Here is a 16,395-nt window from a genome sequence, read left to right as displayed (position 1 = left end):
GGTAACGCGATTGAACGGTCAAAGCGTGTAGGGAAGCCTCTGTTGACAGCTAAGGTGGTGTATTTGCTTAGGTGCCAATGTCCGCGGGTGACACTGTCTCATTTTGTTTGCATGGTTTTGTGTGAGTATTCACTAGACTAATTCGTTATTGCGGAAATATACTGCGCGTCCTGTTATTACGTTAGGAATACTTTGTGGACCCCAACTCTAGTCGATTGTGTCAAACCTTACTGGCCTCTTGTCACCAAGGGAGGACGCAACAATGATTGAGACCCTTCTTACCCTTCTGTTCGGCATTCTATTTATCTTGGCTATTATCGCAGCAAACGGCTACTTCGTTGCCCAAGAGTTTGCGTACATGGCCGTGGACAGAGCAAAACTCGCAACTCTAGCTGCCACTGGCGATGAAGCCGCAAAACGCGCTCTCAAGGTGACCAAACGTACCAGTTTTATGCTTTCCGGTGCCCAACTTGGCATTACGGTAACTGGTCTGGTGCTGGGTTTCGCTGCAGAGCCACTTGTTGGCCAGTCACTGGGCGTATTGTTGCAAGGCTTTGGGTTATCGCTAGAGGCGGGTATCGCTCTAGGTACAGTTATCACTCTGGGTGTCGCTATGGTCGTTCAAATGATCATGGGCGAGCTGTACCCGAAAAACCTCGCTATCGCGAACGCAGAGCCAATGGCTCGCATGATGTCCCGCTCAACACTGATTTACATGTCTGTGTTTGGCTTTTTCATCAGCTTTTTCGACAAGTCAGCAAACCTTCTTCTTCGCGCGTTTCGCATTGAACCGGTTCACGACCTTGACGTGAGTGCGTCGGAAGAAGATTTGCACCACATCATCGCTAACTCGCGTGAAACAGGTGATATCCCTGTCGAACTGTCATTGATGATGGATCGTATACTGGATTTTCCAGAGCGAGACGTAGAACACGCGATGGTGCCCCGTTCGCAGGTGGATTGGGTTGAACCGGAAACCACATTGACTGAGCTTGTATCACTGATGGCGCAAGCACATACCCGTTACCCAGTGGTTAACGACGATGACGCGCCTGTGGGTGTAGTTCATCTGCCTGACGTGCTGGCGCGTATTGATGCCGGTCACGCTGACGACACCGTAGAATCAGTGATGCGCCCTGCTACCGTGCTGCCAACGCTGATGAGCTTGCCCGACGCCCTCGACCAGTTGGAGAAATCAACCAACCACCTAGCGTGTATTATTGACGAATACGGTGGCTTTGCTGGCGTTTTAACAATTGAAGACCTTGCGATGGAAATCGTGGGTGAAATCACCGACGAGCACGACGCAGACGCGGCTGATGCGGTTGTTCCACAAAGCGACAACGTATGGCTGATGGAAGGTGACGTTCACATTGACGAAGTGGAACGTGCGATTGGCTACGACCTGCCGAAAGACGATGTAGAAACCATCGCCGGTATGTTGATTGCTGAGCGAGGTGCACTTCCGGCTGAAGGCGAAACAGTGATTATCGAACTGCCTGTCGACCCATCCGAATTTGCTTCCGGCGAGCTGTTTAAGCGCCATCTTGAGGTTGAAGTGTTGCGTATTGAGCGTCACGTTCCAACAGAGGTGCGCGTCAAGCTTGTAGAGAATCCAATTGAGGAGGGTGAAGAATGATGACTGATCCGTTGACTGTCACTCTGGTGACCACTGCCCTCATCATATTGAGTGGCTTCTTCGTTATCATCGAGTTTGCATTGATGGGAGCACGCCGCCACCGCCTAGAAGAAATGGCCGTTGAAAGTGCATCTGCACGTGCTGCGCTGCGCGGTATGAACGACCTCACGCTGATGTTGGCAGGTGCTCAACTCGGTATTACCTTCTGTACCTTTGCTTTGGGTGCAGTTACCAAGCCAGCGGTTGACCATTGGATTGGGCCAGTATTTGCCTCAATGGGCATGCCAGAATGGGCGGTAGATGGTGCATCATTCGGTTTTGCGCTGTTCGTCGTGACCTTCCTTCACCTCGTTGTTGGGGAAATGGCTCCTAAGTCCTGGTCGATTGCGCACCCAGAGAAATCAGCACTGGCGATTGGTCTCGTGGCACGCGCTTACGTGTGGCCGCTGCGTCCACTGCTGAACTGGATTAACCGCATTGCGAACCATCTGGTGAAAGCATCTGGCGTTGAGCCAGTAGAAAGCGCCGCTGTGGGTGGACAAGACATTGATACCATCCGTCAACTCGTAGAGCACTCCGGCAAAGTGGGTACACTGCAGCCGAGTATTCAGAAGCAGCTATCCGGCCTGATTGACCTGAGTTCAATCCCAGTTGAAACGCTGGTAACTGAAGGTCAGGTGATGGCTCATGTCGACAAGCGTGCTAGCGTTGCAGAAGTTCGCAAGGTGTCGATGGAGTCTGGACACATGCGTATTTTAGTATTCGGCAACCGTGGCCTTAAACCGCTTGTGGTTCACGTGCGTGATACCCTGCTGGAACCTGCTGACCGACCTGCACGTGAAGTTGCACGTAAAGCGCATGTGCTTGATGCCAACACACCGGTATACGAAGCGCTGGCGCGTATGCGAGCAGCGAGTGTGCAGATTGCTGTTGTGAGCAAAGGCGACAAGATGATTGGTGTCGTCACGCTGGCAGATATCCTGAAGCGCGTGCTGCCAACGTCAGCCGCGAGCTAATCGTTCAGCTACCTTGTCGTCGTCACGCCTACTCTTTGCTGGTGTGTATACAAAAAAACGCCACCTTTTCGGTGGCGTTTTTGCTTCTATGAAACCTATTTACACGGCTCTTTATCGCTCTTTCTCGTAAGGTCGACCAATCGCTTTTGGTGCAACCGCTTTGCCAATGAATCCCGCTAGCAACACCACGGTTAACACATATGGCAATGCTGAGAAGACTTGGGTTGGCAACACACCAACAAACGGAATGTCTACACCCTGCATTCGCGTTTCCAGCGCGGACAAAAAGCCAAACAATAAACACGCAAACAATGCGTTGCGTGGTTGCCATTTGCCGAAGATAACCGCTGCCAGCGCAATGTAGCCCTGCCCTGCCGTCATTTCTTTACCAAACGCCGCGTTTTGCGCTGTCGACAAATACGCACCCGCTAAACCACACAATAAACCTGCAATAAGCACAGCGCGATAGCGAAGCCAAACCACCGAGATACCTGCAGTATCAATCGCATTAGGCTCTTCTCCTACGGCACGTAGGCGCAAACCAAAGCGAGTTCTAAACAATACCCACCACGTCACGATAACGGCGACAAACGCCAAGTACACCAACACATTGTGCCCTGAGACCACATCGCGGTAAAAAGGCCCTAGCACAGGTACGGCATCACCCAACCATTCTGCACCCGGTAATTCATTAGGTAAGAAACGTTGTTCACTGCTTAAAGAGGGCGTTTGCCCACCGCGCTCAAACCACGCATGACCAAGGGTTATTGTCATCCCTGAGGCAAAGAAGTTGACTGCAAGACCAGAAATGATCTGATCGCCTTTTTGCGTAATAGAGGCATAGCCATGGATAAGTGCGAGCAACATTGAACCTAAAACAGCCGCCGTTAAGCCTAGCCAAGGGTTCCCCGTGACATAAGAAACCGCTGCCGCAACAAACGCTGAAAACAGCATTTTTCCTTCTAGGCCAATGTCCACAACCCCTGCGCGTTCAGAAAAGATACCCGCCATTGCGGCAAAGATCAGTGGCACAGCTAGGCGTAAGGTGGAATCCGCAGACGAAAGTATCCAATTAAACATTTCCATTGGCGGTCTCCTCTTTGTTGGATGCTCGACGCATAAAGAAGCCTTCAACCGGTTTTCTTATCAACCTATCCAATGCTCCAGTGAAGAAAATCACTAGCCCTTGAATCACCATGATCAATTCTGGGTTCAAACTTGGCATTTCAAACTGCAACTCTGTTCCGCCTTGGTATAGCGCACCGAACAATAAAGCGGCGACGATAATACCCGCGGGGTGATTACGCCCCATCAAAGCCACAGCAATTCCAATAAAACCAAAACCACCCGTGAAGTTCAAAATCAGTCGATTTTGTGCGCCAAAAACCTCATTGACTGCCATCAATCCCGCTAAAGCGCCGGAAATAGTCATGGCAATAATGATAATTTTCTTGGCGTCGATCCCCGCATACTCCGCGGCTTGTGCATTCTGCCCAACGACACGAATCGCATAGCCAAGGCGTGTTCTAAACAGCAACAACCAAACCAAATAGGCAACCACGAGAGCTAAGAGGATAGAAGGGTTAAGCAGCGAAAATGGCAGTTCGTATCCCCAACTTGCTGCCAGTTCATACAGTTTGGGGAACACGGCTTCAGGGTTGAAGTAACGAGAGTCCGTCGAGTTGCCACCGTATTTCGCGATATGCTCCACCAGCGCGTAACCCATTACCGAGAAGGCGATGAAGTTAAACATGATGGTGGTCACCACAATGTGCGACCCACGTTTTGCTTGAAGGTAACCCGGTATGGCCCCCCAGAGTGCCCCAAAGGCCGCCGCGACAATAATCGCTAACGGTGCCATCAACCATACTGACAACACATCATCCAGTAACAACATCAATATGCCGATACCTAAACCCGCGATATAGGCTTGACCTTCACCGCCGATGTTAAACAAGCCGGCGTGGAACGCGATGGCAACCGCCAACCCCGTAAACACAAAGTTGGTGGCGTAATACAAGGTGTTGCTCAAGCCGCCATATTCTAGGTTCGTCGCCCCTTGGATCATCACACTAAACGCCGCCGTTGGGCTTTCGCCCACCAGCAATACCACAAGGCTTGAAATAACAAGTGCAACAGCCAGTTGCAGTGCCGGCACTAAAAATACTTTTACCCACGTTGGGGCACTGTGCTGAGAAGTACTCATACTGCACCCTCCTCTTGCGCGGCATTGGCCATCAAAATACCGAGTTGACGTTCGTTCGTGTCTTTTGCGACCACGTCACCGGTAATTTCACCGTCTGCCAATACAATAATTCGATCAGACAATGACATGATTTCTTCAAGTTCTGTCGACACCAGCAATATCGCTGCACCCGCATCGCGAGCCGCGATCAAATTGCGGTGAATAAACTCAATCGCACCAATATCAACACCGCGTGTAGGCTGTCCCACTAGGAGCACATCAGGCTCTCGAAGCATTTCACGCGCGATGATCAACTTCTGCTGATTACCCCCAGAGAAATTGGCGGACTTAAGATGAGGATCCGCGGGGCGAACATCATATTTTTCCATCATGTTCCGCGTCGCCGCTTCAATCGCAGCCGGGTTCAATAAGCCTTTGCCATAAGCAATGTCATTCTGAAAACCCAAAATGGCGCTTTCAGAGGCAGGCATTGCTTTCACTAATCCTTGGCGAATACGGTCTTCCGGTATATGACCCACACTGAGTTGACGCATGATCCCAGCATTTCGCTTCTTCGAAGGGCCAAAGTGCGTTTCGCCCTTGCGCGTTTTTAGCGTCATTTCGCCTTCTTGTGGCGTTGTAACGCCAGACAAAACCGCCAGCAGCTCAGACTGTCCATTTCCAGACACGCCCGCCACACCCAGAATTTCACCTGCGCGTAAACGAAAGTTAAGGTTTTTTAAGCGTTTGACTCCGCGGCTGTCTTTCCAAGATACGTTTTCCACGCGAAGCCTTTCTTCGCCCGGTGTCGCGTCGCCTTTATCAACACGGAGTAATACCTTGCGGCCCACCATGAGTTCAGCCAGTTCATCGACACTGGTGTCCGCCGTATTACGGTGCGCGACCATAGCACCTTGACGCATCACCGACACCGAGTCTGTGATTGCCATGATTTCTTTAAGCTTGTGTGTAATCAAAATGATGGTGACACCCTGCGATTTAAGGGTGTTGAGGATGTCAAAAAACTGTTCAATTTCTTGCGGAGTCAGTACGCCAGTAGGTTCGTCCAAAATAAGAATGCGAGCGCCGCGATACAACGCTTTTAGAATTTCTACCCGCTGCTGAATACCAACTGCTAGCTCGCCTACGATGGCGTCAGGGCTAACGGACAAACCATAGTCGCTTTCAATTTTTTCTAATGCTTGACGCACATTGCTCGAAGCAACGTTCAATAAACTGTGCCCTTCAGCGCCGAGCATCACATTTTCTAGCACTGAAAAGGTTTCAACCAACATAAAGTGTTGATGCACCATACCAATGCCATGAGAGATCGCGTCTTGAGAGTCTTTGATTTTCACGAGGGAGCCATCAACTTCGATAGTCCCAGAATCGGCTTGATAGAAGCCGTAAAGGATAGACATCAGGGTCGACTTACCCGCCCCGTTTTCACCAACGATGCCGTGAATAGTGCCAGGCATCACTTTAAGGTCGATGTCTTTGTTTGCGTGTACTGCACCAAAACGTTTATTGATGTCACGCAGTTCTATTGCGGGGTTTGCCATGCCAGCTCCTTGGCAAGTAATACCAATCAGAACAAGTATTCCGTCATGTTTGCTGGTTAAAAGCGTCAAAGCCTGCGTCAGAGATTTTATCTGTAGAATAACGACTTACCGCAGTCTCTCCCTTGCTTTTAACGATTGTTCCTGTGCAAATATATGACCGCTTACTGAACCCCAATTGATATAAGAAGGTACAACGAAGGCGAACAAAACAAAACGCCCTCTGATGGCCGATTGCTCGATCAGAGGGCGATGAGGTCGCTACTTAGTATTCGCAAGAATCAGAGCTGAAGTAATCGTGAACAACGATTTTTCCAGCAATGATGTCGTCACGGATCTGTTTCACGCGCGTTTCCATTTCAGGCGTCACGAGATCTTTGTTGTACTCATCCAGCGCCCAATCCACACCACCTTCCTTCAAGCCAAGTGCTTGTAGACCAGGAGTGAACTCGCCATTTTTAGCGTCATTGAATGCATCTTGAACGGCAACATCAACACGCTTGACCATAGAGGTCAGCATCACGCCAGGGTGGAGGTAGTTTTGGTTTGAATCCACACCCACCGCGAACTTGCCTTCATCAACAGCGGCTTGATATACACCCACACCGGTACCACCGGCTGCTGCATAAACCACATCAACGCCTTTATCGAACTGCGATTTTGCAAGCTCTGCACCCTTCGTTGGGTTGTTCCATGCAGCTGGGGTTGAACCGGTCATGTTCTGAATCACGTCAGCATCTGCTGCTTGAAATTTCGCGCCTTGCTCATAGCCACACGCAAATTTACGGATCAGAGGAATGTCCATTCCGCCAACAAAGCCGACTTTGTCGTTCTCACTCTTCATGACTGCCAATGCACCAACAAGGAACGAACCTTCGTGCTCTTTAAACACAACAGAACGTACGTTTGGCAGATCAACCACCGCATCGATAATAACAAACTGAGTTTTAGGGAATTGCTTCGCCACTTTTTCTACGATGGGAGCTTGTTGAAAGCCCACGGCAACGATTGGACTGAAACCACGTTGCGCCATACGCAGCATAGCCTGCTCACGTTGCGCTTCATTGGTGATTTCAAACTCACCGTAGCTGATACCCGTGTCTTCTTTAAACGCTTCTGCGCCCGTGTAGGCTGCTTGGTTGAATGATTTATCGAACTTACCACCCATATCAAAAATCACAGAAGGTTTAAACGCGTCGGCTGACGCCGATGCTGACATCAGACCAAGGGTAATTGCTGCTGCCAGTGAGGTGATCGTTTTCATCCTTGCTACTCCATTCATTGAAGAAATCCATAGTTTCGATTCAACGTTAACATTTAACTCACAACACACGGAACCTTAACCACTATCAAAACGATGAAATCTTGAACACTTTCACACCCCACACTCGTTTTTGGGACTTCAAATAGGTATTAGGAGGACAACTCACGTTAAATGAGGCCGATATCAACCCAAACTAATCGATGATCTGAGGAGGATGAAGCACGAACCTTTCTAGCATTACTCGTGAGAAGCGAAAACGTCGGATCGCTCGGGGCAGGCCAAAACACGCCACCTTCGCAGAGGCGTAAATTGCTTGAAGGCAAAACATAATCCAGACGCAGACCTCGCTGATGTGTTGCGCAGTCTTTATGGTGAATATATCGCCCACGAATAAAGTGCTGGGCGCCATAGCTACTTGGCGTAGGCATGGATTGCACGTTCTTATCCGCAAGCAATTGAGTAATTACGCTTTTGTCGCCATCTCCGTTATACGGGTCGGCATTCAGATCTCCCATCACCACGAATGATGAATTCGGGGCTATACCTCCCACCACACCGTTGTCGTCCACCAAATACGATTCATTGTTCAAGATATCGTGTAATAGACGAATTTCATCGGCATTGCGTTTTAGATTTCTCTTTTCTGGCCCGTCAAATACCGGGGGAGTCGGATGGCATGCCACAACGTGAATGGTTTGTTCCCCAACACTGACAGGAATTACCACATGATTTTTCGACGATAGGCGCTGTTTGGCCAGCACCTCATGGTCAAAATAATCCTGCGGCATGCGGTGCTCAGGCATATCTTGCCAAAGGAAACGCTGCCAACTTCGAACATTATTGATGTCTAAGGGAAATTTACTAAGTAACACAAAGCCATACTGCCCGTGATGTTTACCAAAGCCTTGCGCACGCTCAGGCGTGTCAGAGATGTCTTCGCCGTCAAACAGTGCTAATCCGGTATTGGTCGGCGGAAGATACTGGAAAGGATAGGAAATCGGGGGTTGCCCATGTTGCGACACATTAAGGTAGTGCGACTGAAAATGAGCCAACATGCCGTCATCCCCGCCCTCACCTAAATGGTCGAATTCGCAGAGCAGTAATACGTCAGGTTGGCAGTGCTGAATAATAGCGGCAATACGACTGAAACGCGGATGATGGGCTTCTCTCAGCAAACGAAACACATAATCGGGCTTGTCAGCTGACATCGCTACATTAAATGTCGCAAACCGAAGCAGAGGTTGAGGCGTTACCATGTCGTCAGAATCCAGATTTTCGTCAATGCAGATATTGAGACGGAGGGTAACGCACTCTCAATACTATCGAACAGTATTAAGTGATCTTAAGTGTTTCTCATATTAATAAGCCATTACGACAAGACACATCGAAATGGCCAAAGAAAACACCTACGAACAGCTCTGGTGACTGTGTTGCCCCTCCAGCACCATCGTCAGTGCTCGCCGAATCTGTTTAGCATCTGCTTCTGCTCTATGAGGTGCTGGACCTAGTGATTCCAGCGCACTCAAAAAATCTTTTCTGTCGACACCATCATGACGGTGAAGCCAATGGCCGACTTCCGTTAACGTGAACGTTGGTCGCATGTGCGCGGCTTTGTAAAGCCTACCCAGCCAAAACAAATCCCATTGGCTATCGCACAGTACGTCATCGAAATAGCACAGGGTGTTATTTAAATGCGCACAGACATCAAAAACCGACAAACCATTAATTTTTAAACAGTCACGGCTAATGCCATGAATTTCAAACTCTGCGTAATCATCCCAATACTGCCATGCTTCGGGCGAAGAGTCTGGGTTGATAAGTAGGCTAACACTTGCCCCATCGGGCAAGCTAAAACCAACTTCTATCGGGTATGAGGCATCGGTTAAACCTGACGCTTCAAAATCCAAGGTAACCCACATATTATCGCTCCATGATAATTTAGTGTCGTCGATTGATATTTGAGAATGCTATTTAGGTCTGTCAACGCAAGGGACATCCATCATTTGCCCTAAGCAATAAGATCAACCCAGACCAAATACACTCTCCCCTAGAATTTAGCTGTAATATGCAACGACAACGCTAACTGTAGTTTGTCTACGTCGCTGTGCACGTAAAAATGCTGACCTCGTCACAATTATTTTGGTCTTTATCACTTTTTGGAAAGTAGGCGTTAAATAAGATGCAACACTCCCTATCTACCCCAGTTATCGGTTTCGCCGGATTTAGCGGTTCAGGAAAAACCACACTATTAGAGTGTGTTATCCCACATTTAAAAGCCGCGGGGTTACGCGTTGGCCTGTTAAAACACAGCCATCATGACATTGAGCCAGACTCCCCGCGAAAAGACAGCTATCGGCTTCGTTATGCTGGCAGCGATCAATTACTTCTCGCCACCTCAAAACGTCACATGCTTTTTTTCGAATATCACGACACTCCCGAGCGAGAGCCTTCTCTGCATGAGTGCTTGATTCAATTAGATCATTCTCGGCTTGATATCATTCTGGTTGAGGGCTTTCGTGATGAAGTGCTAACGAAAATTGAGGTGTACAGACCCTCTTATGGCAAACCCAAACTGCATGCTGAGGATGCCAATATTGTCGCCGTCGCCAGTGATGAACCTTTAGATTCACTGGCACCGCGTGAGATACATTCACTGAATCTTAACAATGCCGAAGAAATTGCCTTGTTTGTCAGACACTGGTTAGCCAATGCCTCTGATGAGGAAAAATACCTTCCCTATTTCAACGATAAAACGGCGCGCACCGCTCACACAATCGAGTAGATAACCCAGTGAAAAGCGCCTCAATCACCGCGAAATATCGATCCATATCCAGTATTTAACGATCAATGTCTGGAAATAGGGATTATCGTGTCGCTCAAATCCAACAAAGTCACCAAAATGACTCATCATCCCAACAATGGAAAGCAGTATCACATGAAGTCAACCAATCGTACCGTCAGCAAAGTCAAACAAATTGCGCTAGTTGCACATGATCACTGCAAAACGGATCTTTTGCGCTGGGTGAAAGAAAACAAAGATGCGCTTTCTCAACATCAACTCTTCGCTACTGGCACGACTGGAATGATTTTGAGTCGTGAAACAGGCCTTAATATCACATCATTGATGAGTGGCCCAATGGGCGGTGACCAGCAGTTAGGAGCAATGATCTGTGAAAAGAGAATTGATGTGCTGGTTTTCTTCTGGGATCCCCTCAGCGCTGTTCCGCATGACCCTGACGTCAAAGCGCTATTGCGCATTGCGGCAGTATGGAACATTCCCGTCGCGATTAACCGTGCCACCGCTCGCTACCTCATCACTTCTCCACTGATGGACAATGAAGTGCAAGTTGAAATTCCCGACTACAGCTCTTACTTAGAAGAACGCCTTTAACTATGATTATCCAGCCTCAAATTCAAGGGGTCATTGCGCGCAACTGCCACCCCATTGGATGCAAAGCCGCCATTGACGCGCAAATTCATCACGCGCAACAACAGCGACCAACACCAGGCCTGCCTAAGAATGTACTGGTGCTTGGCGCGTCATCTGGATTTGGGCTGGCATCTCGCATTGCTCTGACCTTTGGCCCTGCCAATGCCTCTACGATTGGCGTGTCATTCGAACGCGGCATATCAGAAAAAGGGATAGGCAGCGCGGGATGGTATAACAACATTTATGTAAGAGACGCAGCCAAACAAGCCGGTAGAATGACCTCTAACATTGTCGGAGATGCCTTCTCAGAGCAAACGCGTCAAACCGTGGCCGATACAATTCGCACACAATGCGGCGGAAAAATTGATTTGGTGGTGTATTCCCTCGCTACGGGTATACGCCCAAACCCAGAAACTGGTGAGTTTTGGCGATCTTCCATCAAACCCGTTGGCCAAGCGGTAGACGGCTATTCCATTAATTTTGAGAATAACAGCCTAAGCCATCTCACCCTCCCGCCTGCCAGCGAGCAAGAAATTGAAGATACCGTCAAAGTGATGGGCGGTGAAGATTGGCTAAGTTGGATGCAATTTCTTCAACACAACGATTTGCTGTCTGAGGGTTGTCGTACTGTCGCTTATTCTTACATTGGCCCAGCTCACACTCATGCCATTTACCACAACGGCACACTGGGCCTTGCGAAAGCTCATTTACATCAAACCCGTCACGATATTGATGCGCTGCTGTCAGACATACACGGCAAAGCCGACATAGCCGTTTGCAAAGCGCTTGTTACCAAAGCAAGCGTGTTTATTCCCAGCTTAACACCTTACTTGCTCGCGCTTTACCGCGTGATGAAAGCCAAAGGCTTGCAAGAGGGATGCATTGAACAGATGGATCGCTTGTTCTATCAAAAATGGAACGACGATGAGGATAGAGACGATGAAGGCCTGATCCGCATAGATGATTGGGAACTTCAACAAGATGTGCAAGACGAAGTGAACGCGATTTTGGCGGAGATGACGCCAGATAACTTTGACCAAGTCGCTGACTATACTGGTGTGCTCACGGATTTCTTACAGCTCAACGGATTTGGTTTTCCAGAGGTTGATTACCAAGCCCCTGTGAGTATCGAACAGTTAAAAGCGCTGACACCATAACCGCCGTCTTAACTTGCATCTAACAAATATCAAAAAGCCGCTAAGTTCATTCGCGGCTTTTTTCATTCGTTGGCAACAGCACGATCGCTAAGCTTCCGCTTTCGGGTATTCCAGTGCTTCTCGAATACGGTCTTCATGCTTGGCAACCCAATCACGATTTACTGCGCCCCAATCATGAATTTGATAACCGCCGTTTTTATTTGCGCCAACAAATTGCACATCAATATCGAGCTCTTCCAACGCATCAATCGTGTCTTGCGCGGTGCGTCTTGGCATTCCCGTTTCTTTGATAATGGCAGGCACAGTGTTCACACCTTGATCAATGAGAAAGGCCACCAATAAACGGCGATAAAAGCTGGTTTTGGTTTTGCTTGGTTTACTCAAAAGACACTCTCCTAAACAATTACCTCGAGTGTAAACCCTCACCCGCATGCATAAACTGATTTCATCTGGTTAAGCCCAATACTGTGTTGTATTTCACGCTACGCCACTCAAATACATTGTTCGAAGCAATATCACACTGCCCATAATTCTCTTGTGGAATGCCCAACTTCACTGGCCTTGTTCTCAATATTGACACGCGCTTAACCCGTCAAAAATCACGGATGCGTGCCAGACTACTGATTCGATTTCTTCTAAGGAGAACCACCATGGCGCAACAAAAAACCAAAGTGTCCACGCATGAAACCATGGAACATGCCTATGGTGACGACGTAGAGCACAAACACAATAAAGACCACTTGGAATACCGTGACCACGAGCCTAGCCACGGTCACCACCTGCACGGTGGCGTCGACACTCATAAGGGCACACACCATCATCACCGCACCACACACCACCACCATCATTACTATGGCCCTGTCACCATTGTGATGGGACCGGAAGACGACGAAGATTAACCGCGATACGTTGTTTGAACACTGTGGTAGATCGAACCACCTTGATGCACTGAACACGCATTAAGGTGGCTCGGGTAAAATAATCTATTTTGATACACGTCACCTTGCCCCCTTCCACTACCCTTTGCTGCAACTACCCAAAAGGCGAGAAAGCAATAATGGCTGGCGAAGGCTCTAACGTTATTCTTCACTTCATTGATGTGCTCTTCAACATGGTGTGGCAAATCTATTGGCCACTGGCATTTGGTTTAATTCTCTCCTCTTTCATTCGCAATTGGCTTCCCGTCGAAACCGTTGCCAAGCATCTGGGCCAAACTAATTTTAAAAGCCTGACCTTCACCACGCTTCTCGGCGTTGTCTCATCATCTTGTTCTTACGCTGCGGCTTCCATGTCTCACACGTTGCTGATGAAAAAAGCCACCATTGCCAATGCCATGGCGTTTTTGGTGTCCAGCACAAACCTGATTGTAGAAATGTTCATCGTCTTGGTTGCCTTGCTGGGCTGGACCTTCTTTTGGGGGGAAATCATCGGTGGGTTGATTTTGATTATGGCGATCGCATTCTTGTTTGAGCGCTTCTTTCCCAAAGATGTAGAAACAGAGCTTCGTCAGAAATTAGAGGCAGACCAAAAACCCAAAGTCACCGGGGCCGCCATGAGCGACTGCGGCATGGACATGTCTTCCATGAAACATGAAGGCCATGAACACATGAACATGGCAATGCCAGCCGATAAGCATGATGAGAGCGACTGCGGCATGGACATGTCTTCCATGAAACATGAAGGCCATGAACACATGAACATGGCAATGCCAGCCGATAAGCATGATGAAAGCGACTGCGGCATGGACATGTCTTCCGTGAAACACGAAGGCCATGAACATATGAACATGGCAATGCCGCACAACGCGCCGCTTTCACCCTCCATGGCAAAAATCAGCAAGAGCGCTGGCTTCTTTCACATGGATCTCGCCATGATCGGCAAAGAAATCCTGATTGGTGTGGTGGTCTCTTCGGTGCTGATTGCTGTCGTACCACTTGATGGTTGGCGGGCACTGTTTATCAGCAGTAGCGTTGATATGCCTGCTTGGCTGCACTCATTCCTTGATGTGATCATCGGTATATTTGTCGCAATGATCGCCTATGTGTGCTCGGTCGGTAACTTGTTGTTAGCCGCCGCGCTGTGGCACGGTGGTATCTCTTTTGGTGGGGTCATTGGTTTTATTCTTGCCGATGTTCTGACCATTCCTATGATGCGCGTATATCAAAAATACTATGGCTCTCGACCCACTAAATGGATGATTGGGTTGTTGTTTAGCGGAATTCTGTTTACGGGGCTTTGCATCGACGCGATCTTCACAGGATTTGGTGTATCAGTATCCAGCGAAACCCTCAGACCTCTGATTCAAGATGGCGTAGGTTTTAACTTCACCACCATCATGAACCTTATCTTTATTCCCTTATCAATTTGGTATTACCAAGTAGGCAAAAAAGCCAATGCCGGTATGGGAATGAGCATGTGACAACCAACGGCAAATATTGTATTTGCCGTTTTTTTTCGCGCCCAAGCAACCCAAGAAACAACAAAATAAAAAACCACTCACAGAACCCACCAACCACTTAGCACGCCATAGAACCACTCAACCATCCATCAAATGCACCCTTGCACAACGAAGCGTATGTTTAGCAACGTGAATTAATTCAATAAGGATGATTGCAATGATTTGGTTTCTCACCTGTGTCGCCGCGTTACTGGGTGGCTACTTCATTTACGGTGCGTTTGTTGAAAAAGTATTTGGTATTAACGAACAACGTAAAACCCCTGCCTACACAAAAACAGACGGTGTCGACTTTGTCCCTATGTCCACGCCAAAGGTCTACCTTGTTCAATTGCTGAACATTGCCGGTGTGGGCCCAATCTTTGGCCCTATCATGGGCGCACTGTATGGCCCTGCTGCCATGCTATGGATTGTGGTTGGGTGTGTCTTCGCAGGAGCGGTTCACGATTATTTCTCCGGTATGCTTTCTGTGCGTAATGACGGTGCCTCTGTGCCGACCATCACAGGCCGCTACTTGGGCAATGGCGCAAAACATTTTATGAACATTTTTGCCATTGTCTTATTGCTGCTTGTTGGTGTGGTATTCGTGTCAGCGCCTGCGGGCATGATCACCAACCTGATCAACGACCAAACCAGTCTGACCGTGAGCATGACCTCTATGGTCGTCATCATTTTCGCTTACTACATCATCGCGACGATTGTGCCAGTCGACAAAATCATCGGTCGTTTCTATCCGTTCTTTGGCGCATTGTTGATTTTCATGTCAGTGGGTCTGATCACTGCGATTGGCGTCTCCGACGAACACACCATCATGGGTGGTTTTGAAGTCAAAGACATGTTCAGTAACTTGAACCCAAATGACATGCCGTTGTGGCCTGCGTTGTTCATCACCATTGCATGTGGCGCTATCTCGGGTTTCCACGCGACGCAGTCTCCACTGATGGCGCGTTGCATGGAAAATGAAAAAAATGGCCGCTTCGTGTTCTACGGCGCGATGATCGGTGAAGGTATCATTGCCCTGATTTGGTGTGCGATTGCGCTATCATTCTTCGGTTCACTGGAATCACTGCAAGACGCTGTCGCGAACGGCGGCCCAGGTAACGTGGTCTATGGTGCATCATTTGGTTTACTCGGCGTGTTTGGTGGCATTATTGCTTTCTTGGGTGTGGTGATTCTGCCAATTACCTCAGGCGATACCGCGTTCCGCTCTAGCCGCTTGATCCTTGCCGAATACTTCAACATGGAACAAAAGACTCTTCGTAACCGCCTGCTCATGGCTCTGCCTCTGTTTGTTATCGGCGGCATACTCACGCAAGTGGATTTCGGTATTATTTGGCGCTATTTCGGCTTTGCAAACCAAACCACCGCAGTGATGATGCTGTGGACTGCTTCCGCTTATTTGCTTCGCCATAACAAGCTGCATTGGATTGCCACTGTACCTGCAATGTTCATGACCACAGTGTGTGTGACCTTTATCCTAAACAACGCAGCATTGGGTTTTGGCTTACCAATGAACATTTCCACCATCGCAGGCATTCTGTTCACCCTGTTCGTGACAGGCTATGTGATTAAGAAATCCAAAGGCAAAGGTGAAACTGACTATGCCGATGAAGAGAAACCCGAGGTTGTGACGAAAACTGCCTAACCTCCAATTCACCTAACCGCTAGAGCGATATCAAGAGCCTGCATT

Annotated in this window: 15 protein-coding genes; 8 read left to right on the top strand and 7 right to left on the bottom strand. The window is 48.7% G+C overall.

What is annotated here, in order from left to right; all coding sequences use genetic code 11:
* Positions 1-262: 262 nt before the first annotated feature.
* Together LRP50_RS18540 and LRP50_RS18535 are read left to right on the top strand one after the other, a co-directional pair.
* Positions 263-1,639: a hemolysin family protein gene (locus tag LRP50_RS18540; protein ID WP_274165942.1), complete on the top strand. Its 1,377-nt coding sequence runs from the start codon at positions 263-265 to the stop codon at positions 1,637-1,639.
* Positions 1,639-2,655, top strand: coding sequence for a hemolysin family protein (locus tag LRP50_RS18535; RefSeq protein WP_337992923.1), 1,017 nt, complete (start codon positions 1,639-1,641; stop codon positions 2,653-2,655). The genes LRP50_RS18540 and LRP50_RS18535 overlap by 1 nt, the downstream gene beginning before the upstream one ends.
* A 111-nt stretch (positions 2,656-2,766) precedes the next feature.
* On the opposite strand, the gene LRP50_RS18530 is transcribed toward LRP50_RS18535, so the two are convergent.
* From LRP50_RS18530 to LRP50_RS18505, 6 genes are all read right to left on the bottom strand, one after another.
* Positions 2,767-3,741, bottom strand: coding sequence for an ABC transporter permease (locus tag LRP50_RS18530; protein WP_274165940.1), 975 nt, complete (start codon positions 3,739-3,741; stop codon positions 2,767-2,769).
* Positions 3,728-4,861: an ABC transporter permease gene (locus LRP50_RS18525; protein ID WP_274165939.1), complete on the bottom strand. Its 1,134-nt coding sequence runs from the start codon at positions 4,859-4,861 to the stop codon at positions 3,728-3,730. Before LRP50_RS18525 ends, LRP50_RS18530 begins: the two co-directional genes overlap by 14 nt.
* Positions 4,858-6,402: an ABC transporter ATP-binding protein gene (locus LRP50_RS18520; RefSeq protein WP_274165938.1), complete on the bottom strand. Its 1,545-nt coding sequence runs from the start codon at positions 6,400-6,402 to the stop codon at positions 4,858-4,860. The genes LRP50_RS18525 and LRP50_RS18520 overlap by 4 nt, the downstream gene beginning before the upstream one ends.
* Positions 6,403-6,664: 262 nt before the next feature.
* Complete coding sequence (locus LRP50_RS18515; protein WP_274165937.1) at positions 6,665-7,663, bottom strand: BMP family lipoprotein; 999 nt, start codon at positions 7,661-7,663, stop codon at positions 6,665-6,667.
* A 167-nt stretch (positions 7,664-7,830) separates the two neighbouring features.
* Complete coding sequence (locus tag LRP50_RS18510) at positions 7,831-8,919, bottom strand: endonuclease/exonuclease/phosphatase family protein (RefSeq protein ID WP_274165936.1); 1,089 nt, start codon at positions 8,917-8,919, stop codon at positions 7,831-7,833.
* A gap of 150 nt (positions 8,920-9,069) precedes the next feature.
* Entirely contained in the window at positions 9,070-9,582 is a 513-nt protein-coding gene (locus LRP50_RS18505) for a hypothetical protein (RefSeq protein WP_274165935.1), read from the bottom strand.
* Positions 9,583-9,842: 260 nt separating this feature from the next.
* On the opposite strand from LRP50_RS18505, the gene mobB reads away from it, so the two are divergent.
* The 3 genes from mobB to fabV all read left to right on the top strand — a co-directional run bounded on the left by mobB (position 9,843) and on the right by fabV (position 12,250).
* Positions 9,843-10,445, top strand: coding sequence for a molybdopterin-guanine dinucleotide biosynthesis protein B (gene mobB, locus LRP50_RS18500; RefSeq protein ID WP_274165934.1), 603 nt, complete (start codon positions 9,843-9,845; stop codon positions 10,443-10,445).
* Between the two features lie 153 nt (positions 10,446-10,598).
* Complete coding sequence (locus LRP50_RS18495) at positions 10,599-11,054, top strand: methylglyoxal synthase (protein ID WP_274165933.1); 456 nt, start codon at positions 10,599-10,601, stop codon at positions 11,052-11,054.
* Positions 11,055-11,056: 2 nt separating this feature from the next.
* Positions 11,057-12,250, top strand: coding sequence for an enoyl-ACP reductase FabV (gene fabV / locus LRP50_RS18490; RefSeq protein WP_274165932.1), 1,194 nt, complete (start codon positions 11,057-11,059; stop codon positions 12,248-12,250).
* 87 nt (positions 12,251-12,337) lie between these two features.
* Here fabV and LRP50_RS18485 read toward each other — a convergent pair whose 3' ends face one another.
* Entirely contained in the window at positions 12,338-12,634 is a 297-nt protein-coding gene (locus LRP50_RS18485) for a winged helix-turn-helix domain-containing protein (RefSeq protein ID WP_274165931.1), read from the bottom strand.
* 266 nt (positions 12,635-12,900) lie between these two features.
* On the opposite strand from LRP50_RS18485, the gene LRP50_RS18480 reads away from it, so the two are divergent.
* The 3 genes from LRP50_RS18480 to LRP50_RS18470 all read left to right on the top strand — a co-directional run bounded on the left by LRP50_RS18480 (position 12,901) and on the right by LRP50_RS18470 (position 16,350).
* Complete coding sequence (locus LRP50_RS18480; protein WP_274165930.1) at positions 12,901-13,149, top strand: hypothetical protein; 249 nt, start codon at positions 12,901-12,903, stop codon at positions 13,147-13,149.
* 158 nt (positions 13,150-13,307) lie between these two features.
* Positions 13,308-14,669 (top strand): permease, encoded by a 1,362-nt coding sequence (locus LRP50_RS18475; protein WP_274165929.1) that lies wholly within the window; start codon positions 13,308-13,310, stop codon positions 14,667-14,669.
* Between the two features lie 196 nt (positions 14,670-14,865).
* Positions 14,866-16,350 (top strand): carbon starvation CstA family protein, encoded by a 1,485-nt coding sequence (locus tag LRP50_RS18470; protein WP_274165928.1) that lies wholly within the window; start codon positions 14,866-14,868, stop codon positions 16,348-16,350.
* Positions 16,351-16,395 lie beyond the last annotated feature (45 nt).

The sequence above is a fragment of the Enterovibrio gelatinilyticus genome, assembly GCF_028683095.1.
GTDB lineage: Bacteria > Pseudomonadota > Gammaproteobacteria > Enterobacterales > Vibrionaceae > Enterovibrio > Enterovibrio gelatinilyticus.
Note: the sequence above shows the minus strand (reverse complement) of the source record. Positions and strands in the feature narration are given on the sequence as shown.